Raw genomic sequence first — 22,803 nt, 5'->3', positions numbered from 1 at the left:
AGGGGCGATCTGGCTATGGAAAGGGGCTCGTTTGCCGCAAGGCATGATTTCGACGCGCTGCCGCTCAGTCCGGACGTCGATGTCCGTTGCGCGCAATTTTCCGAAATTGCGACACTTTCCGAGATGGCGCGCCGGCTGGTGCCCGGCGTGCAGATCGGGACGGCGGAACTGGCGAAATATTTCACTTTCGATCCTCAGAGCATCCTGACCTTCAGCCGGAACGGCAAGCTGCTCGGTGGCATGGCCTTTTTGTTTCTGAGCGACCGCGGACACGATGCGTTGTTGCTCGACGAGATCTGCCTCACCGCGCCGGAGACGCACTATCTTGCCTCCGCGAAGGAGGAGGTTGCTGCCATCTACATCTGGGCCATTGCGGCGACGGGCCGCGGCATCGCTGGTCTCGGCAAGGCCGCGGCCCACCTGCGACAGCTAAGATTTCGCGACGCGGATTGCTATGCGCAGCCGTCAACCGTGGCCGGACGCGACATCATGAGGGCGACCGGCTTCGAGCCGGTCCCGAGCTTCCAACCCGACCTGTGGTGCTACGAGCGCCCATGGCACCGGCGGCCGATGCGCATGCCGGGCGCGATCATCCAAGCAAGGAGTTTTGCAGATGCACGGTACTAGGATTCCCCTCGCGAAGCCCGACTCCCGCGCCGTCACCATCCGCCTTGCGCGCGATCCCAACGATCTCATGCTTGTCACCGCGATCCGCTCGGCGGTCTATCTCGCCGAGCAGGATTGTCCGTTCGAAGAGGAGTTCGACGGCAACGACATGGTGGCCGCGCATTTCATCGGCTATGTCGGCAACGAGCCTGCGGGCTGTTTGCGGGTGCGCTTCTTCGGCGATTTCGCCAAGGTGGAGCGGCTCGCGGTGCGACACCAATATCGGCGCTCGCGCGTCTCGTTCAAGCTGGTGCAGGCGAGCGTCGACTACGTGAAGCGCAAGGGGTTTCGCAAGATCTACGGCCAGGCGCAGGACCGGCTGGTCGATTTCTGGGCCCATTTCGGCGCCAAGCCGCTCGGCCACAATCGCAAGATCACCTTCTCGGATTTTTCCTACACGGAAATGCTGCTGGAGATCGAGCCGGGGCCGGACGCCATCACGCTGGACAGCGACCCTTACGTGATCATCCGTCCCGAAGGCGATTGGGACCGGCCGGGCGTGCTCGACGCCTCCGCCGGGCGGGCGGTGACCTCGCCGCTGCGGGACCTCGCGCTCGCCGATCGCTGAAACTGGTGCAGCTCTGCGCAAGATTATGCTGGCTTCCATCACCGATGATCCGCCCATCCTGGTCTGCGCGGATCTCCAGATCGAATATCTGACCCCGGGGCGTCGCCACGTCATCCTCGACGGCGAGGCCGCCACCGCGCGCTGCCTGGAACTCCTGGCGCTGTGGCGCGACAATCTCTGGCCGGTGATGCATCTGAAGCGCATCGCCCAGGCGGCCTGGTTCAATCCGGCATCCAGGCTGACGGACTGGATCGCGGAGACCAAGCCGCGGCCCGGCGAGATGACGTTCGAGCACCCGCTGCCCTCGGCCTACAGCTCGGCGCGGTTTGTGGACTACATGTCCAATATCCGCAATGTGCGCTGTGTACTGATCGGCTTCTCCCTGGACGAGACCATCCTCGCCACTGCGATCGACGGGTTTCACCGCAGCCATCGCTATCAGGTGGTGGCCGACGCCGTGGCCTGCCGCCAGCCGGGCGCGGGCGATGCTGCCGCCTACAAGCATGCGGTAGTGAATGTCGTCAGTAACTTTGCTACAATCCAACCCAGCGCCGAACTGATCAGAACCAGCGGCGCCGTCGCGGTGTAGTTGGGCCGCGATCGGCGGATAGATGGGGTGGGACATTGTCACGGGGAGACGAGCTCAAGGAGCTGGCAAGCGACCTGTCGCGGGCCGTCGAGACGGCGCGCCGCGTCGGCTTGCCCACGACGGTCTATCTGCTGTCGATGGCGCTGGTGGAGGTGCGGGAAGCCGCTGCTGCTGCCGCCGACGATGGCGATGACGACAGCGCGGCCTGAGAGCTGTTCCGTCTGCGGCTTTGTGCAACGCTGCTGAGCGTTTGCTGCCGACGAATTGGCGTTGCAAGTTCTGCGTTGTCGCAATAGCCAAGTGATGACGCTGGCCGTGCCGGCGATGTGGCGACCTTGAGGATCTTTCGCAAATGTCCATGCTGCCGAATTCGCAAGAGGCCCGGGATGTGGCCTACCAGCTCCATCCCTACACCAACGCGCGCACCCATCAGCAGGCCGGTCCCCTGGTGATCGAGCGCGGCGAGGGCCCTTACGTCTTTGACGCATCGGGCAAACGCTATTTCGAGGCGATGGCGGGCCTGTGGAGCGTCGGGCTCGGCTTCAACGAGAAGCGCCTGGTCGAGGCGGCGCACAAGCAGATGCAGGCGCTGCCGTTCTACCACACGTTCTCCGCCAAATCGCACGGGCCCTCGATCGACCTCGCCGAGAAGCTGGTGGCGCTCGCGCCGGTGCCGATGAGCAAGGTGTTCTTCACCAATTCCGGCTCTGAGGCGAACGACACCGTCCTGAAGCTGATCGCCTATCGCTCCAATGCGCTCGGTCAGCCGCAGCGCAAGAAGGTGATCAGCCGCCTGCGCGCCTATCACGGCGTCACCATCGCGTCGGCCAGCCTCACGGGCCTGCCGAACAATCACCGCTCGTTCGACCTGCCGCTGCCGAACATCCTGCACACGGGCTCGCCGCACTTCTACAAGGACGGCGCGCCCGGCGAGAGCGAGGAGGCGTTCGCCACGCGCCGGGCCGAGGAGCTCGACGCGCTGATCCAGAAGGAGGGGCCGGATACGATCGCAGCCTTCTTCGGCGAGCCGGTGATGGGGGCGGGCGGCGTCATCGTGCCGCCGGCGACCTATTGGGACAAGATCCAGGCGGTCTTGAAGAAGTACGACATCCTGCTGGTCGCCGACGAGGTGATCTGCGGCTTCGGCCGCACCGGCAAGATGTTCGGCTGCGAGACCTATGGCATCAAGCCGGACGCGATCGTTGTCTCCAAGCAGATCACGTCGAGCTATTTCCCGCTGTCGGCGATCATCCTGAACGATCGCATGTTCGAGCCGATCGCGGACGAGAGCAACAAGATCGGCGTGCTCGGCCACGGTTTCACCGCGGGCGGTCATCCCGTCGGCTCGGCCATTGCGCTGGAAAACCTCAAGATCATCGAGGAGCGCGGCCTGGTTGCGCATGCCGCCGAACTCGGCGCCTACATGCAGGGCAAGCTGCGTGAGCTTGCCAGCCATCCGCTGGTCGGCGAGGTCCGCGGCGTCGGCATGATCGCCGCGCTCGAGCTCGTGCTCGACAAGCAGCGCAAGACGGCCGCGGCGACACCCGGCGCCGTCGGCGGCATTGCCAGCCGCATGCTCCAGGAGCGCGGTGTGATCTCCCGCAACATGCTCGATGCCATCGCCATCTGCCCGCCGCTGATCGTCACGAAGACCCAGATCGACGAGCTGGTGGCGGCGATATCGGGCGTGCTGAACGACATGAAGGCGGAAGTGGCGAAGCTGACGCCGGCGTAGGATCGAGCGTGTCGGTGTGGCCGGAGGAGCAGACCACATCCACCGGTGTCGTCCTGGCGAAAGCCAGGACCCATACCGCGTGATTCATCGATGGGGTTGGTATGGGTACCGGGCGGCGAGTCTTCGCCAAACGCCTCCCTGGGGTATCGCGACGAGCGCTAGGCGCTCGCGCGGGGGTCCTGGCTTTCGCCAGGACGACCGCGGGGAGGGACCACGCGCCTAAGCCCGCTGGACCCCGATCACGCGGCCCTTCTCGATCGCGAGCGCCAGCTCGCCGCGCTTGAGCTTCAGTGCGGCATCGCCGAACAGCTCGCGGCGCCAGCCGCGTAGCGCCGGCACGTCGGCCTCGTCACTGGCTGCGATCTCCTCGAGATCGTCGACGGTCGCGATCACCTTGCTTGCGACCGCATGGCGCTCCGCGGTCATCCGCAGCAGGACCTTCAAGAGCTCGACGATGGCTGCGCCGTTGGAATTGTTGCGGGGCTTCTCCAGCTTCGGCAGCGTGGCGTGATCCCGTGCCAAGCCGCGCTCAACCGCGGCGACGATGTCCGCACCCCATTTGGACTTCTCAAAGCCCTTCGGCACCGAGCGCAGATGGGCGAGCTTCTCCAGCGTGTTCGGCGCATGCGTTGCGATATCGCTGATGGCCTCATCGCGCAGCACGCGGCCGCGCGGCACGTCGCGGCTCTGCGCCTCCTGCTCGCGCCAGGCCGCGACCTCCATCAGCACCGCGAGATCCTTCGGCTTGCGCACCCGCGTCTTCAGCCGCTCCCAGGCACGCTCGGGGTGGAAGTCGTAGGTCTTGGGCGAGGTCAGGACCTCCATCTCGATCGAGACCCATTCGCTGCGGCGTCGCTTCTTGAGGTCGGCGTCGAGTGCCGCGAAGACGTCGCGCAGATGGGTGACGTCGGACACCGCGTAATGCATCTGCTCCTTGGTCAACGGGCGGCGCGACCAGTCGGTGAAGCGGTGGGTCTTGTCCGGGCGGTGGCCAGTGACCTTCTCGACCAGCTGGTCGTAGGCGATGCTGTCGCCATAACCGAGCACCATGGCCGCCACCTGGGTATCGAACACCGGGTGCGGGATGATGTTGGCCTGGTGCCAGATGATCTCGATGTCCTGGCGGGCGGCGTGGAACACCTTCAGCACGCCCTCGTTGCCCATCAGCTCGAAGAACGGCTTGAGGTCGATGCCCACGGCGAGGGCGTCAATGACCACGGCTTCCTCGGCGCTGGCCATCTGCACCACGCACAGCAGCGGGTAGTAGGTGGTTTCGCGCAGGAACTCGGTATCGACAGTAATGACGGGGTGCTTGGCCAGCCGGCTGCAGGCAGCCGCGAGGTCAGCGGTGGTGGTAATCAAATCCATGAGCGGCCCATGACACTTGATATCAGCCGTTCTGCCGAAAGCGCTGTGATGTCAAGGGGCTCTAAGCGAATTCGACCCTTGCATTTGGGCCGGAATCGCTCTTTTCCGGCGAAATCCTATTCGTAACGGACCCGCTGCGAGGATTTCCGGGCGCATGGCAGCGCCACCACCAGCACGCACATGGCGACCAAGGCCAGTCCCAGGAACTCGAAAACCAACAGATCCACGGCAAAATCCCCCCCAAGGACCGTTAGACTTGTCGGGAGTGCGTTGAGGGTCTGTTAATTGTCGTGGTTACCGGCGGCGGGCCGGGCCGGATGGTGGACGGGGGGTTAATGCCGGACCGCCCGAAACGATTTCGGCGCCCCGCATGACGGAGCGCCGAAGCTTGTTTGCGAGTGCGACCGCGCCTCAGGGCAGCTTCAGTGAGGTCTCGGCGTTGTACGGCTTGAGCGTCTCGTCGGCGGCCTTCTGGGCGGCGATGAGGGCCTCCTTCGGCTGCTTCTTGCCGTTCAGCACCAGCATCACCTCGTCCTCGAGCGTCTTGCGCACCGGCACGGTCTTGTAGGTCGCAAACCAGGGTTTGGCGACGTCGAGCTGCTCGACGGCGGTCTTGGCGTCCGGGTTCTTGCTCAGGAACTCGACCATGTCAGGCGTTTTGTAGGCGGCCATGTTGGGCGCGAAATAGCCGGTGGCGCGGCTCCACCAGGCGCTCTTCTCGGGCGAGGTCATCCACTTGATCAGCGTCCAGGCGGCCTTCTGCTTGTCGGCCTCGAGCCCTGCCGGAACGATCAGCGAGGCGCCGCCGATCGGCACGGCGTTGCGGACGTTGCGCGGGATGAAGGCGACCTTGTAGGCGAACTTGGCGTTGTCGCGAACATAGGTCAGCGAGCCCGTGGACAGCATGATCATCGCGGCGTTGCCGGATATGAAGGAGGTGCTGACGGCCGGACCGGGCGTCGCGCCGGGCGGATGCACCTTGTGCTTGCTGACGAGGTCGTTCCACCAGGTCAGCGCGCCGAGCATCGAGGGCGTGTCGTAATAGACCTCGCCGCCGAACTCCTCGTTGTAGTAGCGCCCGCCATTGCTCATGGTGAGCGTTTCCATCATCCAGCCGCAATAGTCGTAGGCGCAGGGGATCGCGATGCCCCAACGGGTCACCTTGTCGCCCTCGCGCTTGGTGAGCTTCTTGGCCCAGTCGGTCAGCTCCGCCCAGGTCTGCGGCGGCTTGTTGGGATCGAGGCCCGCTTCCTTGGCCTGGTCGGCGTTGATGTAGAGCAGCGGCGTCGAGTTGTGGAAGGGCACGCCATAGACCGAGCGGTTGATCACCGCGTTGCCCTGGAGCGCCGGGAAGAACTGGCCCAGAAATTGTTCCTTGGTGGTGCCGTCGGCGGCAATCAGGGAATCCAGATTGGTGAGCTCGTTCTCGATCTGCATGTCCAGGAGGAAGTTCGCCGACATGATCACGGCGGAGGGCGGCTTGCCCGCCTTGATCGCGGCGCGCGTCTTGATCAGCGTGTCGTCATAGGAGCCGGTGTAGACCGCAGTCGCCTTGATGGCGGGATGGGTCTCGTTGAACTCCTTGATCAGGGTGCTCATGTCGCGGGCGAGCTTGCCGTCGACGGGGACGGGGAAGAACAGGTCGATCTCGGTCGGACCTTCGGCCAGCGCCGGGAAGGCGAGCGCACCTGCCATAGTGCCTGCCATGGCGAGGCCGAGCATGAGCCTGCGGGAAAACAGCATCGGAAAATCTCCTATTTGATGCCTGAGGTGACGAAAGAGCTGATGAAGCGCCTCTGGAAGATCAGGAAGGTGACGAGCAGCGGCGCGATCACCATCAGCGTGCCGGCGGCGATGGTGCCCCAGGCCTGGGTGCCTTCCGCCGTTGCAGTGAAGACGGAGAGACCGACCGTGAGCGGCCGCTTGTCCGGCGAGTTGATCACCATCAGTGGCCACAGGAAGTCGTTCCAATGGCTGGTGACCGAGATGATGGCGAAGGCGGAAAAGCTCGGCATCGACAGCGGCACGTAGATGTGGCGGATGCGCTGGAACAGGCTGGCGCCGTCGATCAGGGCGGCGTCTTCGAGCTCGGTCGGAATCGCCTCGAACGCCTGGCGCATCAGGAAGGTGCCGAAGGCGGAGGCGAAGAACGGCATCATCACGCCGGTGAGCGTGTCGTAGAGACCGAGCTGCGCCACGAGGCTCAAATTCGGCACGATCAGCAGCACCGGCACCAGCATCAGCTGCATCAGGAACAGGTAGAAGATCAGCGTCTTGCCGGCGAATTTGAGCCGCGCAAAGGCAAAGCCGGCGAGCGTGATCGTCACGAACTGGACCAGCAGGATGCCGGTGCAGATGATGGTGGTGTTGAGGGCGTAGCGCGGAAAATCGCCGATCTCCCAGGCATCCCTGATGTTGTCGAGCGTCGGCTTCAGGCTCGGCATCAGCTCGGCCATGGCGTTGATCCCGTCCGAGGCAGGGCGCAGCGTCGCAACGCACATCCAGAGGAAGGGGATGAGCCAGATGATCGCGAGCAGCACGGTCAGTGCGAAGCCGAGCTTCGGCGTGATCTCGCCACGGGTGGCGAGCGGGGCGTCCTTGAACAGCCGGTCGATCAGTTTCATGGCCCGCCCTCCCGGTTCGCCATCGTCCGGAACGAGAGCGCGGTGAGGCCCATCAGCGCGGCGAGCGTCAGCAACGTGGCGGCCGATGCCTTGCCGATGTCGTAGTGCTCGACGGCCTGCTGGTAGATGTAGAACAGCACGAGATTGGTCGCGTTGGACGGCCCGCCCTTGGTCATGACGAAGACATGGTCGACCTGCGTGACCGCGTTGAGGGTCGCGATGACGGTGACGAACAGGAAGGTGGGCTTAAGCTCCGGCAGGATGATGTGGCGCAGCCGCTGCCATGGTCCCGCGCCGTCGAGATGCGCCGCCTCCATCACGTCCTCGGGCACGGCCTGGAGGCCGGCCAGGAAGAACAGCATGTAATAGCCGGCGTTCTTCCAGATGGTGATGACCATGATCGCGTAGAGCGCGATGTCGGAATCGCCGAGCCAGTTCGGCAGCACCGGCAGCAGGCGGCCGATGTAATAGTCGAGCAGGCCGACATTCGGCAGGAAGATGAACAGGAACAGCGCGGATGCTGCGACCATCGGGATCAGCACCGGCAGGAACAGCGCGGCGCGCAGCACGCTGTTCACGGCGTTGGTGCGCGACAGCGCCAGCGCAAACAAGAGCGCCAGGCCGATGCTGGGGATCGCGGTGCCGACGGCGTAGATGAGATTGTTGACGACCGCGCCGGTGAAGGCGGGGTCGGCGAGCACCGCGTTGATGTTCTCAAAGCCGACGAAGCGGACCGGCGCCTTGGGCGTCGCGCGCTGATACAGCGCGTCGATGATGACGCGCCCCATCGCGCCGTAGGTGAACAGCGCGAGGAAGATCAGCGAGGGCAGCAGCAGGAGATAGGCCGGTAGCGAGGCTTTGAAGCGGGCGGAGAACCGCTTCAGGAGAAGCAGACGCGGCGGCGCAGTTGCCGCGACCGGGAGAGCCGCGGGTTCAGCGAGGCTCATTTCACCGCGCCGGGAAGTTGAGCGCATAGTCGCGGTCGTCCATCCCCGCCGGTGCGGCGAAGGGGAAGCGCAGATTTTCATCGAGGAAGTCGTGGCTGTGCACGACCAGGTTCTCCTCGTCGATCAGCACCACGCCATAGGCCGGCGGCTCGTGGCTGGCGAGATGGTCGGTCGCGGCACCGTCGAGCTCGAACCAGACCTGGTGGTTGGTACCGCGGAGCGTCGAGAACGGGATCTTGCCGTAGCTGCCGAAGATCGGCCGGTGCACATGGCCGAAGAAGAGGTGGCGGATGCGCGAACGATAGGGCGCGATCACCTCGGCGAATTCCGCGCTCTGCGCCAGCGAGATCTCGTCCATCGCGTGGACGCCGACCGGGAAGGGCGGATGATGCATGAAGACGACGAAAGGCATATCGGCCGGCGCTGCGGCCAGCGTGCTCGCGAGCCAGCCGAGGCGCTTGGCGCACATCTCGCCGGCATGGCTGGTCTCGTCCAGCGTGTCCAGGAACACGAACAGGCCGTGCTCGGTGGTGCGTGTACCCTGCACGAAGCCATTGGGATCGCGCGGCGCGGCCTTCAGGCCGTCGAGGCAGGCCACGCGCTTGTCGTGGTTACCGACCATGGCAATGTAAGGCATCTTCAGCGCGGCCATGGCGTTTGCGAAATTGGCGTAGGACTCAGGCTCGCCCCAATGGGTGAGGTCGCCAGTCACCACCGCGAAGGCAGCGTCGGACTGGTGCCTGTTGATGTCGGCAATCGCAGCGTCCAGTCGGGCGCGCGGGTCGAGCCCATAGAGCTGCTGGCCCGGGCCCGCAAGATGCGTGTCGGTGAGGTGGATGAATTTGAATGGCATGCGCGCGTGTCACGTCTCTGGGAGGACGGTCGCCTCCGGCAAGACGGCCCGCCAGCCGGTTAGAGTGAGAGTGTTTCAGTTTGATGACAGTGGTTGCCGACGCGACAAATTGTCGGTCGAAAAGGCGGACGGGGTCAACCGGTCTGTCTCGCGGTGCGGTAGCGAGCTTGCCGATCCCGCGAAAGATCGAAATGGTTGAAGTGATCACGCTACGATCCCGTCGACCCGCAGAAATTCGACGCGGCATCGTTCGGTGGGATGAGGAAGGCGACGAAAGCCGTCTAACATTCCGAGCCCGTCGTCTTCCCACGGGATCACCGCAAAGCCGAAGCGTTCGGCAAGGTCCGCGACCCGAACCGTCAGGTGCAGAGGTCCATCGCAGGGCCCGAGAACCGAAAGTCGTCTGCGAGTTGCGTGATCACGTCGGCCCCTGTGAAGTCGGCAGCCTTCGCTACGTCCCGCAGAATGTCTGCAACACGCGCTGATCCGGCAGCGGGGGATCGGCGTAGGCCGCGTAGTCCGGCTGGTCCTCGAACGGCTTCGCCAGTACCTTCACCAATTCCTCGAACGGCGCGTAGTTGTCATCGTTGACGGCGGCCTGGATCACGGCCTCGACGCGATGGTTGCGCGGGATGAAGATCGGGTTGACGGCGTTCATGGCGGTCTGCCGCTCGGCGGTGGATTGCGGCTCGGCCGCGAGGCGCTCCCGCCAGCGCCGGGCCCACTCATCGAAGGCTGCGGGGTCCATGAACTCTGCGCGCGCGTCGTCCGCGGCCGGATCGCCGGCGGCGTCACCCAGCCTGCGGAAGGTCAGGGTGAAGTCGGCCTGGTTCTTCGCCATGGCATCGAGCAGGTCCTGGATCAGGGCCTCGTCGCCGTCGCGCTCGGTGAACAGGCCGACCTTCTTGCGCAGGCCCGCCTGATAGGCCTTGCTGAATGTCTCGGGGAACGCGCCGAGAATCTCCTGCGCCTGCTCGACCGCCTTGTCCTGCTCTTCGCCGAACAGCGGCAGCAGGCACTCGGCGAGCCGGGTCAGATTCCACAGCGCGATGCGCGGCTGGTTGGCATAGGCGTAGCGGCCCATCTCGTCGATCGAGGAAAACACCTGCGCGGGGTTGTAGGAATCCATGAAGGCGCAGGGGCCGTAGTCGATGGTCTCGCCCGAGATCGAAGAATTGTCGGTGTTCATCACGCCATGGATGAAGCCGACCAGCAGCCAGCGCGCGACGAGTTCGGCCTGGCGCGCGACGACGCCGGCAAGCAGCGCGTGATACGGCCGCTCGGTGCCGAGCAGCTCCGGGTAGTGGCGGGCGATGACGTGGTCGGCGAGCCGGCGGATCGCGTCGGTATCGCGGCGGACGGCAAAGAACTGGAAGGTGCCGACGCGGATATGGCTCGAGGCGACGCGGGTCAGCACGGCGCCGGGCAGCGCGGTCTCGCGGATGACGTGCTCGCCGGTGACGACGGCGGCAAGCGAGCGCGTGGTCGGAATGCCCAGCGCGTGCATCGCTTCGCTGACGATGTATTCGCGTAAGACGGGCCCGAGCGCAGCGCGGCCGTCGCCGCGGCGCGAGAACGGGGTGGGGCCCGAGCCCTTGAGCTGGATGTCGCGGCGGACGCCGTCCCGGTCGATGACCTCGCCGAGCAGGATCGCTCGTCCGTCGCCGAGCTGGGGCACGAATTGCCCGAACTGGTGGCCGGCATAGGCCATGGCGATAGGGTCGGCTCCATCAGGAACCGTCTTCCCGGCCAGGATCTCGGCGCCCTCAGGGGTGTCCAGGATATCAGGGTCGAGCCCGAGCTGGACCGCCAGCGGCCGGTTCAGCTTGATCAGCCGGGGGGCTGCAACCGGGGTCGGCGCGACCCGGGCAAAGAAGCTGTCCGGCAGTGCCGAGTAGGAGTTCTGGAAGGGGAAATGAACGGTCATGGAGGTAAAGATAGGCGGGGAACGCCTGATGGCAAAGGCTTGAGGCCGGATCGGCCAAAAATGGGCCTTCCGGGCCCAAAACAGGCCGTTCCCTTGGTTGCCGCCTTGGGTCTCGTCGGGTAAACCCTGCCGCAACTTTCGGACCGGCCACCTCAGCCGTTCGATTCGCTTCCTCCGACACTGATTTTGGGACGACCATGCATCGCTACCGGTCACATACATGCGGCGCGCTCCGCGAGAGCAACATTGGCGAGACGATCCGCCTCTCGGGCTGGGTCCATCGCGTTCGCGACCATGGCGGCGTCCTGTTCATCGACCTGCGCGACCATTACGGCCTGACCCAGTGCGTGGTCGACCCGGATTCGCCGGCGTTCTCGCTCGCCGAGAAGCTGCGCTCGGAATTCGTGGTCAAGATGGACGGCAAGGTCCGCCGCCGCCCTGAAGGCACCGACAATGACGATCTGCCGACCGGAAAGGTCGAGATCTATGTCAGCGAGATCGAGGTGCTGGGGCCGGCCGGCGACCTGCCGCTGCCGGTGTTCGGCGACCAGGAATACCCTGAAGACATCCGCCTGAAGTACCGCTTCCTCGACCTGCGCCGCGAGAAGCTGCACCAGAACATCATGACGCGTGTCGAAATCATCAAGTCGATGCGCAGGCGCATGGAGGGGCAGGGCTTCTTCGAGTTCAACACCCCGATCCTGACCGCGTCCTCGCCGGAAGGCGCGCGCGACTTCCTGGTGCCCTCGCGCATCCATCCGGGAAAATTCTACGCGCTGCCGCAGGCGCCGCAGCAGTACAAGCAGCTGCTGATGATGAGCGGCTTCGACCGCTATTTCCAGATCGCGCCGTGCTTCCGCGACGAGGACCCGCGCGCCGACCGCCTGCCGGGCGAGTTCTATCAGCTCGACGTCGAGATGAGCTTTGTCACGCAAGAGGACGTCTTCGCGGCGATGGAGCCTGTGATCACCGGCGTGTTCGAGGAGTTCGCCAAGGGCAAGCCGGTGAGCAAGAACTGGCGCCGGATTCCGTTCGCCGAAGCGCTGCGCAAATACGGCAGCGACAAGCCGGACCTGCGCAATCCCATTGAGATGCAGGACGTCTCCGAGCATTTCCGCGGCTCGGGCTTCAAGGTGTTCGCGCGCATGCTCGAAGACCCCAAGAACCAGGTCTGGGCGATCCCGGCACCGGGCGGCGGCAGCCGCGCGTTCTGCGACCGCATGAATTCGTGGGCGCAGGGCGAGGGCCAGCCGGGCCTCGGCTACATCATGTGGCGTGAGGGCGGCGAGGGCGCCGGTCCGCTTGCGAACAATATCGGGCCTGAGCGCACCGCTGCGATCCGCGCGCAGATCGGCGTCAAGGAAGGCGATGCCGCCTTCTTCGTCGCCGGCGATCCCGACAAGTTCTGGAAGTTCTCGGGCCTTGCCCGCAACAAGGTCGGCGAGGAATTGAACCTCACCGACAAGGAGCGGTTCGAGCTCGCCTGGATCGTCGACTTTCCGATGTACGAGTACAACGAGGACGACAAGAAGGTCGACTTCTCGCACAACCCGTTCTCGATGCCGCAGGGCGGCCTCGAGGCGCTGAAGGGCCAGGATCCGCTGACCATCAAGGCGTTCCAGTACGACATCACCTGCAACGGCTACGAGATCGCCTCCGGCGGCATCCGCAACCACGTGCCGGAAGCGATGGTGAAGGCGTTCGAGATCGCCGGCTATGGCGAGCAGGAAGTGGTCGAGCGCTTCGGCGGCATGTACCGCGCCTTCCAGTACGGCGCGCCGCCGCATGGCGGCATGGCTGCGGGCGTCGACCGCATCGTGATGCTGCTGTGTGGCACCACGAATTTGCGCGAGATCTCGCTGTTCCCGATGAACCAGCAGGCCATGGACCTCTTGATGGGCGCGCCGTCGGAAGCCACGACCAAGCAGCTCCGCGAGCTGCATGTGCGGGTGAACCTGCCGCAGAAGTGATCTCTTCGCTCTCCCGCTCGCGGGGAGTGGCCGCCTCGCATCGAAGATGCGAGGCGGGTGAGGGGGAGTTACCGCGAGTCGATCTGATTGATATAGCGTCAGGTGTCTCCACGTCGTCATTGCGAGCGCAGCGAAGCAATCCAGAATCTTTCCGCGGAGGGACTCTGGATTGCTTCGCTTCGCTCGCAATGACGGGGAGGGATTTTCGCTATTCCAACTGCCATTCTCCGCGCGGCCTACAGCCCCGTCGACGCCTCGATCCGGAATTGCGCGAGCGCGACGATCGGCTCGCTGTTCAGAGCATCCATGAGCTGAAGCACCGGCACCTTGCCGAGCGGCGTCAGCTTGATGGTGAGCGTTTGCCCTGACGTCTCGACGAAGCCGGCGAGGGCGTCGACCGCCGCCTTGGCATCGAGATTGGAGGCTGCGATCTTCTCGCCCTGCGCCCGGATCATCTCGACGATGGCGCTGCGAGCGGCGTCGCGGCTGACGCTCTGCATCCGTGCGAACTGCGCCACGACGAGATCGACGACGCCGCTGTCGCGCAGGGAGAGCTCGACCGCGCCGGTCTCGATCTGCGCCATCTCACTCATGGCCTCCATCGGGTCGGTCGTGGTGAACAGGCCGCGCGGCACATTGGCGAGCGCTAAGCGGGCCTGCGCCTTGGCGAGGTTGCCGAGCTCGATCGTCGCCGGCGTAAGCGCGAAGGCACCGGACGACTCGGTCCAGGCCGCGCCGAGATTGAGATCGATCGCGAGCTTGTCGATGCCGGCCATGATCAACGGACGCTGCGCCGGATTGGCCGGATCGGTGGGGGCGACCATCTTCACGACCAGATTGGCCTTGCTCGGGATCGATCCGACCAGCTGGCCCCAGTTCAGGCTGATCGTATCGATGGTGACGAGCTGCCGCGTGCTCTTGTAGGGCGAGACCACGCCCTTGATCTCGGCGCCTTCGAGCACCCGGAACAGGCCCAGCATCTGATCGGGCGAGGGCGCCTGCCCGGGATTGCTGAGGCTCGCGGCCCAACGCATCAGGTTCGCGAGGCTGAGCGATTTGAGCGCGAAGCGCTCCATCTTCACTTGCCCTTGCGGCGTCGGCGCATCGAGGCCTTCGAGCGCGAACTCGCCCTCCTGGTACCTGATCGCCCTGAGCCGGGGCGTCCCTTGCGGAGTCGTCATCGACATGGTGCCGATATCGATCTTGCCGACGCGAAGGCCGTCATAGAGGCCGGCGAGCTTCTCCATCATCTCGCGCGATTGCGCCGGGGTCAGCTGACCGTAGCGGTCCGTCGGCAGCAGTGCGAGAATCTCGGCCGGCCGGAATTTCGACGGCCGGACCGCGATATCGGCGATCGCGATGCCATCGACCTGCATCCGTATGCCCTGCGTCGACGTCGCCACATAAGTGCCGCTCGACATTTGTCCGTAAACGCGATGGTAGCTGTCGTCGTTGGCTTTCTGCGGATCGAGGGCGGCGGCGATAGCGGTCGAGTCGAATTCATTGATGATGATGTCGGACATCTCACCGGTCAGCTTGTCCGCCTTGCCGGCCTGCTCCACGTTGATCGTGAAGGTGGCGCGGTCGGCCTTCATCGCGTCGACCTTGCCCTTGCCGAGCTTCTGGATCGCCAGACCCGAATAGACGACCTCGCCGCTGCCGGCGGCGCCTTTGCCGGCATCGAAGGCGACGGTGAGGGTCGGGGCCGCGATTGAAGATGCGGTCACGCTCGCATACTGATCGAGCACAAATCGGTACAAGTCGATCAGGGAGCCTGACGCCGGCGCATTCTGGGCGTGAACTGGGCCCGCGTAATCCCGCACGATCATCTGCGGGACATTGTAGGAGGTCTTCAGCTTCCCGGGGCCGACCTCGTCCAGCGCGACCTCGAAACCGGAGATCTCGATGCTGTCGGCTGCAAAGCGGGTCTCATCGGCCTGGCGGACGCCCACACCCTTGATGCCGGCGATCTTGACATGCGCCTGTGGCTGCCCGGCGGGATCGACCGCAATGTCCTCGATCGTCAGCGTCCGGCTTGTCAGGTCGAACGCCACCTTGCCGTGGCTTGCCTTGCCGCCCTGGCTGCGGATCCGGTCGAAGACGGCCTCGATCTCCGCGGTGGCGCGATGCCTGGCATAGAGGTCGAAGCCGAACCATCCGCCCGCGGCGAGCACGGCGAGAGCAATCAGGCCGATCAGGATCCGCTTCATTCTCAGCTCCAGTTGCTCGTTTTGCACTGCGCAACCTGCCATATTCGCAAAGCGCAGGGCGGTCCAGGGAAAGCTATGGTTTTCAAATATTTGACCGCGCGGCCTGTTGATGGGAGCGTAATCGGATGTTGCCACCGGGGCGCCGGCCGTGCTTCATCCCGTTTCCATGACCCGGAATACCGCAACCCGCGACAGACCGGTCAGGACAACGTAGTTTGAGGCCGGTAACGCGAGGCAAGAGACCGCATGTCGTCCTATTCTGATGACCTCCACCAGGCGGCGCTCGCCTATCATCGTCTGCCGCGCCCCGGCAAACTCGAGATCCAGGCGACCAAGCCGCTTGCCAACCAGCGCGACCTCGCGCTTGCCTATTCTCCGGGCGTTGCGGCTGCCTGCACCGAGATCGCCAAGAACCCGGCCGAGGCCGCGACGCTGACCACCCGCGCCAATCTGGTCGCTGTGGTCTCGAACGGCACCGCGGTGCTCGGCCTCGGCAATATCGGCCCGCTGGCCTCCAAGCCCGTGATGGAGGGCAAGGCGGTCCTGTTCAAGAAGTTTGCCGGCATCGACGTGTTCGACATCGAGATCGCCGCCGACACCATCGACCGGGTGGTCGAGACCGTGGCGGCGCTCGAGCCGACTTTCGGTGGCATCAATCTGGAGGACATCCGCGGGCCGGAGTGCTTCGAGATCGAGGCGCGGCTGAAGGAGCGCATGAAGATCCCGGTCTTCCATGACGACCAGCACGGCACCGCCATCATCGTCGCCGCCGCCATTACCAACGGCCTCAGGCTGAACGGCAAGAAGCTCTCGGACGTCAAGATCGTGGCCTCGGGGGCAGGGGCCGCGGCCATCGCGACGCTCAATCTTCTGGTGTCGATGGGCGCGCAGCGCAAGAACATCTGGGTATGCGACATCGACGGCCTCGTGCATGAGGGCCGCAACACCTCGATGGACCGCTGGAAGGCGGTCTATGCGCAGAAGACCGACAAGCGCACGCTCGCCGACGTCATCGGCGACGCGGACATCTTCATCGGGCTGTCGGCACCGGGCGTGCTCAAGCCCGAGATGGCCAAGGCGATGGGCGACAAGCCCCTCATCATGGCGCTCGCCAATCCGACGCCCGAAATCATGCCGGAGGAAGCGCGGAAGGTGCGCCCCGACGCCATGATCTGCACCGGCCGCTCGGACTATCCGAACCAGGTCAACAACGTCCTGTGCTTTCCCTTCATCTTCCGCGGCGCGCTCGACGTCGGCGCCAGCGCCATCAACGAGGAGATGAAGCACGCCGCCGTCGAGGCCATCGCGCAGCTTGCCCGCGAGGCGCCGTCGGATGCGGTGGCGCAAGGGGTCGACACCGGCGAGATGGGCGGCTTCGGTCCGGGCTCGCTTATTCCGAGCCCGTTCGATCCACGGCTGATCCTGCGCGTGGCGCCGGCGGTTGCGAAGGCCGCGATGGAGTCGGGCGTCGCGACGCGTCCCATCACCAATTTCGACGAATATGCCGCGCAGCTCATGCGCTTCGCCTTCCGCTCCGGCCTCGTCATGAAGCCGATGTTCGCCAAGGCCAAGACCCAGCCGGTGCGCGTGATCTATGCCGAGGGCGAGGACGAGCGCGTGCTGCGCGCCACGCAGGTGGTGCTGGAGGAGAAGCTGGCGACGCCGATCCTGGTCGGTCGTCCGTCCGTGGTGGAGGCACGCATCAAGCGCTTCGGCCTGTCGATCAAGGCCGGCAAGGATTTCGACCTCGTCAATCCCGAGGACGATCCGCGCTACCGATCCTACGTGCAGTCCTATGTCGAGGTCGCCGGCCGCCGCGGCGTGACGCCGGATGCGGCGCGCACGGTGGTGCGCACCAACAATACCGTCATCGCCGCGCTCGCGGTGACGCGCGGGGAGGCGGATGCGATGCTCTGCGGCGTCGAGGGCCGCTACATGAGCCATCTGCGTCATGTCCGCGAGATCGTTGGCTTTTCGCCGGGCATCAGCGACTATGCGGCGCTGGCGCTGCTGATCACCAGCAAGGGCGCCTTCTTCATCGCCGACACGCAGGTTCGCCCCAATCCGAGCGCGGAAGAACTCGCCGAGATCGCCTCGCTCGCGGCGGTCCACGTCCAGCGCTTCAACATCAAGCCGAAGATCGCCTTCGTCTCGCATTCCGATTTCGGCAGCTACGACACCGAATCCTCGCGCAAGATGCGGCGGGCGACCCAGCTCCTGAGGGAGAAGCATCCGGAGATCGAGGCCGACGGCGAGATGCAGGGCGATACCGCGCTCTCGGCCGCTGCGCGCAAGATGGTGCTGCCGCACTCCAAGCTCGAGGGCGAGGCCAACATCATGATCATGCCGACCCTCGACACCGCCAACGTCGCCTATCAGATGATCAAGTCGCTCGCGGACGCGCTGCCCGTCGGTCCGATCCTGATCGGCCCGGCGCGGCCGGCGCACATCCTCACCCCCTCGGTGACCGCGCGCGGCATCCTCAACATGACCGCGGTCGCCGTCGTCGAAGCGCAGGAGCGCGCGGCGCGGCAGCAGCCGACATTGTTTACGTAAGATCGACGTTCCGCGAACTCGTCATGCCCGGGCTTGTCCCGGGCATCCACGTTCTTTGTACGGCGAGCTAAGTCGTGGATGGCCGGGTCAAGCCCGGCCATGACGTCGAGATCGTTGTGGCCAATCGCGCCGCCCTCGGTTGGCTTCCGCTAGGGAGCGCCAACGAATGGCGCGCGGCCAGCTTTGAATTACTCGCAGTTCTCCATTTCCCCGTTTGTAAACCGGCGAACGACTCTTCATAATCGCTCGGGACTTTCGTCCAGGTTCCGATTTTAGAAAGCCTGAGCCAAGAGGCCGATCATGCCAGCGTTCGTGACTTTCGGGCGAATTCTGTTCGCCGTGCTGTTCATCTACACGGGCGCAACAAAGCTGTTCGCCATCCAGGCGACCGCCGATTTCATTGCCACCAAGGTCGTGGTGCCTGAAATCGTCGCGCCTTACGCCAAGCAGATCGAGACGGCGACGGCCATGACGACGCCGCAGCTGCTGGCGATCGCGGTCGGCACGCTCGAGATCGTCGCCGGCTTGATGATCGCGCTGAATTTCGGCGTGCGGTTCTTTGCGATGCTGCTGATCATCTACGTCGCGGTCGCGACCGTGCTGTTCTACGATTTCTGGAATCTGGCGCCGCCCGACAACGCCAAGATGCTGGTCGACGCGCTGAAGAATCTCTCGATCATCGGGGCGCTCTGCATGATCATCGGCTACGGTCGCACCACGCGACCGGCCGAAGCGGCGTACGGGGACGTGTAGCTGCCGGGCTTCCAGAGCGGCTTCGCGTGCCGCTCGCGTGAACCCTCGTTCACACATCATGGCTTTGAGATCACAGCGCTTCCACAAAATCGTGGCCGCGATGGAGTGCGCGCATGTCCCGACTTGCCGGACTGTGTTTGAGCCGAATACTACCGGTCGTCCGGTTGAATAGGCCGGCGCGGTTCGGGGCGATTGGGGGCGGACTTGGTTCATTCGAGGCGACGGGTGGCTGCGCGTGCGGCTGCGGCTCTGTGTGTAACGTTGGTTCCGACGTTTGCCGTTGTGCAATCTTCCGCGGCCGATCTTCCCGTAAAGGCGCGGCCGCTAGCTGCGCCCGTGGCGAACTGGACCCAATTCTACATCGGCGCTGGACTCGGCTTCGACTTCGCGACCGGCCGGTCAAACCTGACACCGGTTGGCGGCGGCCCGGACTTGTTCAATCTCGACGGCTTGCAGGGCGCCGATCTCGGGCTGTCTGCTTTCGCCGGGTTTGACGTCCAGGTTGCGCCGCGATTCGTGGTCGGCGGCTTCGTCGATTACGACTGGTCGCGTCAGAGAACGACGGCCAGTGCGACGAGCACTTTTTTTGGCCAGAGCCTGAGCGCTGCGCTGCCGTCGTTGGACCAGGGCTGGACGATCGGCGGCCGTGCGGGATTTCTGGTGACGCCCGATATCCTGCTCTATGGCCTCGCCGGCTATAGCGAGATGCGGATCAACAACTGGAACCTCAACTACGTGATCCTCGGCGGAGGCCCCTCGTTCACGGTGCAGGAATCGGCGCTGACGTCGCACGGTTACACGGTCGGCGCCGGCGCGGAATATCGCCTCGCCAACAACGTCTCGCTGCGCGGCGAATACCGCTACGTCGCGCTTGGCCGTAATACGACTGTCGATCCACTCGGCGCGGTCTGGACCACTGACCTCTCCGAGCATGTGGTCAGGATCGGCGCGGCCTATCGCTTCGGCCAGTTCGGCGGACCAGTGACTGCATCGCCGACGCCGGCGCTGACTCCCACATGGACGGGCGTCTACGTCGGTGCGGGCATCGGCGGTGATGTCATCACGCCCCATGTTGCGGGCTCGTTCGCCGGCGTGCTGGATTTCAACGCGTCCGGTCTCGGCGGCGCCGATGTCGGCGGCACCTTCACGATCGGCTACGATCGCCAGATCGCGCCGAGATGGGTTGTCGGCGCATTCGGGCTGATCGATGCCGGGACGAACGGCGGTGCCAAGGTGACTGCATCGGCCGGAGGAGCTGGTGTCGCGATCTCGTCGGATCTCGCTGCGGTGAAGTGGGGTTGGACCGTCGGCGGACGCGTCGGCTATCTCGTGGCGCCGGAGACGCTCGTCTATCTGCTCGGCGGCTACAGCGGAACGACCGCGCAGTCGATTTCGTACAATTTCCTCGGATTTCCCGGCACCGCACCGACGCGGGAATATCACGGCGCGACGTTCGGCGGCGGCTTCGAGCGCTTCTTCAGCGACACGATCTCGGCTCGGGCCGAATATCGCGTCACGCATCTCGGCGCGCGGGACGATCTGGCGTCTGATTTCATGACCAGCCTGAGCGCAGGCGGCACAGTGCACACGTTGCGCGGTGTGCTGGCCTATCACTTGCCGACCCCGTAGGTCCCGCACGCTGGGTTAGCGTCAGCGCCCACCACTCCTACCGACAGCGGCGCGAGAAGAGGTGGATTACACCCTGCGCCACGGCGTGACGGTGACGTCATGCGCGGCGTCGAGCAGATACGGCGTGCCCGGCTTCATCCCGTGTGACGCCAGCACCTCGTGCGGCGTCCGCTCGGGCACGCCGACAAAACATCCTTCGCCGCCGGGCAGCCGCACATGCGGGGCCTCCGACAGCCAGAACGTGTCGTAACGGTCCATGAACATGTCGAACACGACGGGGCCGCCGATGATCGCAACGGTGCCGGAAGCCACGTCGGCGAAGGCGCAGGCCTCTTCGAAACTCGCGTGATCCGGATTCCATAGCGTCGCGTTCGGCATCTCGGGATCGACGGTGAGCGCCTTGATCTTGCGGGTCAGGATCAGCCGCCTGCGCTTTGGCGAATTCGGCTGCAGCTCGTGCGAGCGGCGGCCATGCACGATCAGCGCGGCGCGATCGAGCGCCTGCTCGAAGAACAGCTTGTCGCCCTCGAATTTCAACGTCTCAGGCATGATGTGCGACGGATCGGCGAGCATGCCGTCCGCGGAGACGATGACGTAGCCTTCGATACGAAAGGTCAATTGCCGGCTATTCGGAAACGGTCGTCACCACGGAATTGACCGGGCGCTGGCTCACCGTCGGCAGCTTGACGTCCTTGAGCAGCTCCTGGTCGTATTCGGGCAGCGTCGAGGCCGGGAACTTGGCGCGCATCGCCACCACCTTATAGCCGCCGGCCTTCAGGCGCTTGAGCAGCTCGGGCAGGGCTTCCGCGGTGTGCTTTTGGAAGTCGTGCATCAGGACGATGCCCTTGCCCTTGCCGTCGAGCTTCTTCATCACGGTCTCGACCACCTTCTCGGGCTTGGAGGCCTTGAAGTCGAACGAGTCGATGTCGCAGGAGAAGATCGCCGTGTTGCGATTGCCGAGATAGGTGACCATCTCCGGCGGATGCTGGAGCGCCGGGAAGCGGAAGAACGGCGAGGGCGAGATGCCGCCGAGCGCCCACTTCGCCGCGGAAAGGCCCTTCTCGATCTCTTCCTTGCGCTGTGCTTCCGTGAGCTTCTTGTTGTTGAGATTGGCATGCGACCAGGTGTGGGTGCCCACGGTGTGGCCGGCCGCGTAGACCTGCTTGAGGATCTCCGGCTCGTAGGTGGCGTGCTTGCCGATCGAGAAGAAGATGCCGGTGGTGCATTCATCGGCGAGCGCCTTCAGCACCGCGGGCGTGTTCTTCGGCCAGGGGCCGTCGTCGAAGGTCAACACCACCTCTTTGTCGCGCAGGAAGTCGAGCTCCTTGAAGTGCTCGAAGCCGAAGCCTGGACCGCCTGTCGTGTCGATCTCGACGGTGCGGGCGACCCCGAGCGCGCCCGGCGTGTTGCAGGCCGCGCGCGCGGGCTGCGGCGCCTGTTTGGGAGGCGGCGGATTGACGAAGCCCGCCGGCGCCGCAGCCGCTGCGGGAGCCGGTGCTGCGGCGGGCGCTGCAGCGGCCGGCGTCGCCGCTGGTGCGGCACCCGTTGCGGCTGCGGGCTTCGCGGCCGGGGTCTGCGACCATGCCGCGCCGGTCATTGCCAAAGACATCGCGCTCGCTAAAATCAGTCCTGCCGCCACACGCATGGTGTTGTCCTCGAGATTGATCCCGTTGTTCCGCCGTAGCTTTTCGCCTCCGGCAAAACCATCCTGCCCCAAACGATCCTAGCCTAGATGGTGGGCCCTCGCCATTGCAACGGCTGTTTGGTATCCCGCCACAATTGTGCCCAACCGGATGGAGCGCGTTGCGTCAACTGTTGGCCAGCGTCTTGGCAACCGCTGTCTTGACCCGCGTATCGGTCGGCTCAACGGCGGAGGCAAACACCTCGGCGATATAGCCGTCACGCCCGATCAGGTATTTGTGGAAGTTCCAGCGGGGAACATCCTTCGGCCTCGCTTCGGCCGCCCATTTGTAGAACGGATGCGCCTTGGCGCCGACCACCACGGCCTTGGCCGTGATCGGGAAGGTAACGCCGTATTGGTGGTGCGCGGTTTCCGTGATCTCGCTCGTTCCGCCCGGCTCCTGGCCGCCGAAATCGTTGGAGGGCACGCCGATCACGGTGAGTCCGCGCTCGCGAAACTCGGTCCAGAGCTCTTGCAGGCCTGCATATTGCGGAGTGTAGCCGCAGAGCGAGGCCGTGTTGACCACCAGCAGAGGCTTGCCGGTGAACGCGGCGAGGCGGATGTCGTCGCCGGACAATGCCGGGAAGGAGAAGGCGTAGGCCGAGATCCGGCTCATGCCGCCATCGGCGAACGCGCGCGTCACCGGCGCGACGGCGCCTGCAAGCGCGGCGATGAGCATGGTCCTGCGGTTCATCATGACGGCATCCCCCCGAAATGATCCGGGGCG

19 protein-coding genes are annotated in these 22,803 nt (G+C 65.0%); 9 read left to right on the top strand and 10 right to left on the bottom strand.

What is annotated here, in order from left to right; all coding sequences use genetic code 11:
• Positions 1–15: 15 nt before the first annotated feature.
• The 5 genes from BM118_RS04965 to BM118_RS04950 all read left to right on the top strand — a co-directional run bounded on the left by BM118_RS04965 (position 16) and on the right by BM118_RS04950 (position 3,558).
• Positions 16–627: a hypothetical protein gene (locus tag BM118_RS04965; protein ID WP_092182759.1), complete on the top strand. Its 612-nt coding sequence runs from the start codon at positions 16–18 to the stop codon at positions 625–627.
• Positions 614–1,234, top strand: coding sequence for a GNAT family N-acetyltransferase (locus BM118_RS04960; RefSeq protein WP_092182757.1), 621 nt, complete (start codon positions 614–616; stop codon positions 1,232–1,234). Before BM118_RS04965 ends, BM118_RS04960 begins: the two co-directional genes overlap by 14 nt.
• 25 nt (positions 1,235–1,259) lie before the next feature.
• Positions 1,260–1,823 (top strand): isochorismatase family protein, encoded by a 564-nt coding sequence (locus tag BM118_RS04955; RefSeq protein ID WP_092182755.1) that lies wholly within the window; start codon positions 1,260–1,262, stop codon positions 1,821–1,823.
• 35 nt (positions 1,824–1,858) lie between these two features.
• On the top strand, positions 1,859–2,032 hold the full coding sequence (locus BM118_RS41195; protein WP_177234022.1) for a hypothetical protein: 174 nt from the start codon (positions 1,859–1,861) through the stop codon (positions 2,030–2,032).
• 143 nt (positions 2,033–2,175) lie between these two features.
• Positions 2,176–3,558: an aspartate aminotransferase family protein gene (locus BM118_RS04950; RefSeq protein WP_092182753.1), complete on the top strand. Its 1,383-nt coding sequence runs from the start codon at positions 2,176–2,178 to the stop codon at positions 3,556–3,558.
• 219 nt (positions 3,559–3,777) lie between these two features.
• Here BM118_RS04950 and rnd read toward each other — a convergent pair whose 3' ends face one another.
• The 6 genes from rnd to BM118_RS04920 form a co-directional block, all read right to left on the bottom strand.
• Positions 3,778–4,926 carry a ribonuclease D gene (gene rnd, locus BM118_RS04945; RefSeq protein WP_092182751.1) on the bottom strand — a complete coding sequence of 383 codons (1,149 nt, stop codon included), beginning with the start codon at positions 4,924–4,926 and terminating at the stop codon, positions 3,778–3,780.
• A 411-nt stretch (positions 4,927–5,337) separates the two neighbouring features.
• Complete coding sequence (locus BM118_RS04940; protein WP_092182749.1) at positions 5,338–6,669, bottom strand: ABC transporter substrate-binding protein; 1,332 nt, start codon at positions 6,667–6,669, stop codon at positions 5,338–5,340.
• Between the two features lie 11 nt (positions 6,670–6,680).
• Positions 6,681–7,550, bottom strand: a complete 870-nt coding sequence (locus tag BM118_RS04935; protein ID WP_092182747.1) for a carbohydrate ABC transporter permease — start codon at positions 7,548–7,550, stop codon at positions 6,681–6,683.
• Positions 7,547–8,497, bottom strand: coding sequence for a carbohydrate ABC transporter permease (locus tag BM118_RS04930; RefSeq protein WP_177234021.1), 951 nt, complete (start codon positions 8,495–8,497; stop codon positions 7,547–7,549). Before BM118_RS04930 ends, BM118_RS04935 begins: the two co-directional genes overlap by 4 nt.
• 1 nt (position 8,498) lies before the next feature.
• On the bottom strand, positions 8,499–9,350 hold the full coding sequence (locus BM118_RS04925; protein WP_092182743.1) for a phosphodiesterase: 852 nt from the start codon (positions 9,348–9,350) through the stop codon (positions 8,499–8,501).
• A 451-nt stretch (positions 9,351–9,801) separates the two neighbouring features.
• Positions 9,802–11,277 (bottom strand): protein adenylyltransferase SelO, encoded by a 1,476-nt coding sequence (locus BM118_RS04920; protein WP_092182741.1) that lies wholly within the window; start codon positions 11,275–11,277, stop codon positions 9,802–9,804.
• Between the two features lie 197 nt (positions 11,278–11,474).
• Here BM118_RS04920 and aspS point away from each other — a divergent pair, with 197 nt between their 5' ends.
• A complete protein-coding gene (gene aspS / locus BM118_RS04915; protein ID WP_092182739.1) occupies positions 11,475–13,247 on the top strand; it encodes an aspartate--tRNA ligase in 1,773 nt (590 codons plus the stop codon).
• Positions 13,248–13,483: 236 nt separating this feature from the next.
• Here aspS and BM118_RS04910 read toward each other — a convergent pair whose 3' ends face one another.
• Positions 13,484–15,457 carry a hypothetical protein gene (locus BM118_RS04910; protein ID WP_177234020.1) on the bottom strand — a complete coding sequence of 658 codons (1,974 nt, stop codon included), beginning with the start codon at positions 15,455–15,457 and terminating at the stop codon, positions 13,484–13,486.
• Between the two features lie 246 nt (positions 15,458–15,703).
• On the opposite strand from BM118_RS04910, the gene BM118_RS04905 reads away from it, so the two are divergent.
• From BM118_RS04905 to BM118_RS04895, 3 genes are all read left to right on the top strand, one after another.
• Positions 15,704–18,013, top strand: coding sequence for an NADP-dependent malic enzyme (locus BM118_RS04905; protein WP_092182735.1), 2,310 nt, complete (start codon positions 15,704–15,706; stop codon positions 18,011–18,013).
• 300 nt (positions 18,014–18,313) lie between these two features.
• Positions 18,314–18,766 carry a DoxX family protein gene (locus BM118_RS04900; protein WP_092182733.1) on the top strand — a complete coding sequence of 151 codons (453 nt, stop codon included), beginning with the start codon at positions 18,314–18,316 and terminating at the stop codon, positions 18,764–18,766.
• A 336-nt stretch (positions 18,767–19,102) separates the two neighbouring features.
• Positions 19,103–20,395: an outer membrane protein gene (locus BM118_RS04895; protein WP_244550056.1), complete on the top strand. Its 1,293-nt coding sequence runs from the start codon at positions 19,103–19,105 to the stop codon at positions 20,393–20,395.
• Between the two features lie 66 nt (positions 20,396–20,461).
• Here the strand turns inward: BM118_RS04895 and BM118_RS04890 are convergent, their stop codons facing one another.
• The 3 genes from BM118_RS04890 to BM118_RS04880 form a co-directional block, all read right to left on the bottom strand.
• On the bottom strand, positions 20,462–21,013 hold the full coding sequence (locus BM118_RS04890) for a dihydrofolate reductase (protein WP_177234019.1): 552 nt from the start codon (positions 21,011–21,013) through the stop codon (positions 20,462–20,464).
• Between the two features lie 7 nt (positions 21,014–21,020).
• Positions 21,021–22,040 (bottom strand): polysaccharide deacetylase family protein, encoded by a 1,020-nt coding sequence (locus BM118_RS04885; protein ID WP_092184266.1) that lies wholly within the window; start codon positions 22,038–22,040, stop codon positions 21,021–21,023.
• Positions 22,041–22,203: 163 nt separating this feature from the next.
• Positions 22,204–22,773, bottom strand: coding sequence for a glutathione peroxidase (locus tag BM118_RS04880; protein WP_092182729.1), 570 nt, complete (start codon positions 22,771–22,773; stop codon positions 22,204–22,206).
• Between the last annotated feature and the right edge of the window lie 30 nt (positions 22,774–22,803).

It is taken from the genome of Bradyrhizobium sp. cf659 (assembly GCF_900113725.1).
Classification (GTDB): domain Bacteria; phylum Pseudomonadota; class Alphaproteobacteria; order Rhizobiales; family Xanthobacteraceae; genus Bradyrhizobium.
Note: the sequence above shows the minus strand (reverse complement) of the source record. Positions and strands in the feature narration are given on the sequence as shown.

Bases quoted from the DNA above. Each gene is read 5' to 3' on its own strand.
- BM118_RS04930 (WP_177234021.1), bottom strand. From the start codon at position 8,497: ATGAGCCTCGCTGAACCCGCGGCTCTCCCGGTCGCGGCAACTGCGCCG.
- BM118_RS04880 (WP_092182729.1), bottom strand. From the start codon at position 22,773: ATGATGAACCGCAGGACCATGCTCATCGCCGCGCTTGCAGGCGCCGTC.
- BM118_RS04925 (WP_092182743.1), bottom strand. From the start codon at position 9,350: ATGCCATTCAAATTCATCCACCTCACCGACACGCATCTTGCGGGCCCG.
- BM118_RS04905 (WP_092182735.1), top strand. From the start codon at position 15,704: ATGTCGTCCTATTCTGATGACCTCCACCAGGCGGCGCTCGCCTATCAT.
- BM118_RS04900 (WP_092182733.1), top strand. From the start codon at position 18,314: ATGCCAGCGTTCGTGACTTTCGGGCGAATTCTGTTCGCCGTGCTGTTC.
- BM118_RS04910 (WP_177234020.1), bottom strand. From the start codon at position 15,457: ATGAAGCGGATCCTGATCGGCCTGATTGCTCTCGCCGTGCTCGCCGCG.
- aspS (WP_092182739.1), top strand. From the start codon at position 11,475: ATGCATCGCTACCGGTCACATACATGCGGCGCGCTCCGCGAGAGCAAC.
- BM118_RS04885 (WP_092184266.1), bottom strand. From the start codon at position 22,040: ATGCGTGTGGCGGCAGGACTGATTTTAGCGAGCGCGATGTCTTTGGCA.
- BM118_RS04950 (WP_092182753.1), top strand. From the start codon at position 2,176: ATGTCCATGCTGCCGAATTCGCAAGAGGCCCGGGATGTGGCCTACCAG.
- BM118_RS04965 (WP_092182759.1), top strand. From the start codon at position 16: ATGGAAAGGGGCTCGTTTGCCGCAAGGCATGATTTCGACGCGCTGCCG.
- BM118_RS04940 (WP_092182749.1), bottom strand. From the start codon at position 6,669: ATGCTGTTTTCCCGCAGGCTCATGCTCGGCCTCGCCATGGCAGGCACT.
- BM118_RS04955 (WP_092182755.1), top strand. From the start codon at position 1,260: ATGCTGGCTTCCATCACCGATGATCCGCCCATCCTGGTCTGCGCGGAT.
- BM118_RS04935 (WP_092182747.1), bottom strand. From the start codon at position 7,550: ATGAAACTGATCGACCGGCTGTTCAAGGACGCCCCGCTCGCCACCCGT.
- rnd (WP_092182751.1), bottom strand. From the start codon at position 4,926: ATGGATTTGATTACCACCACCGCTGACCTCGCGGCTGCCTGCAGCCGG.
- BM118_RS04960 (WP_092182757.1), top strand. From the start codon at position 614: ATGCACGGTACTAGGATTCCCCTCGCGAAGCCCGACTCCCGCGCCGTC.
- BM118_RS04920 (WP_092182741.1), bottom strand. From the start codon at position 11,277: ATGACCGTTCATTTCCCCTTCCAGAACTCCTACTCGGCACTGCCGGAC.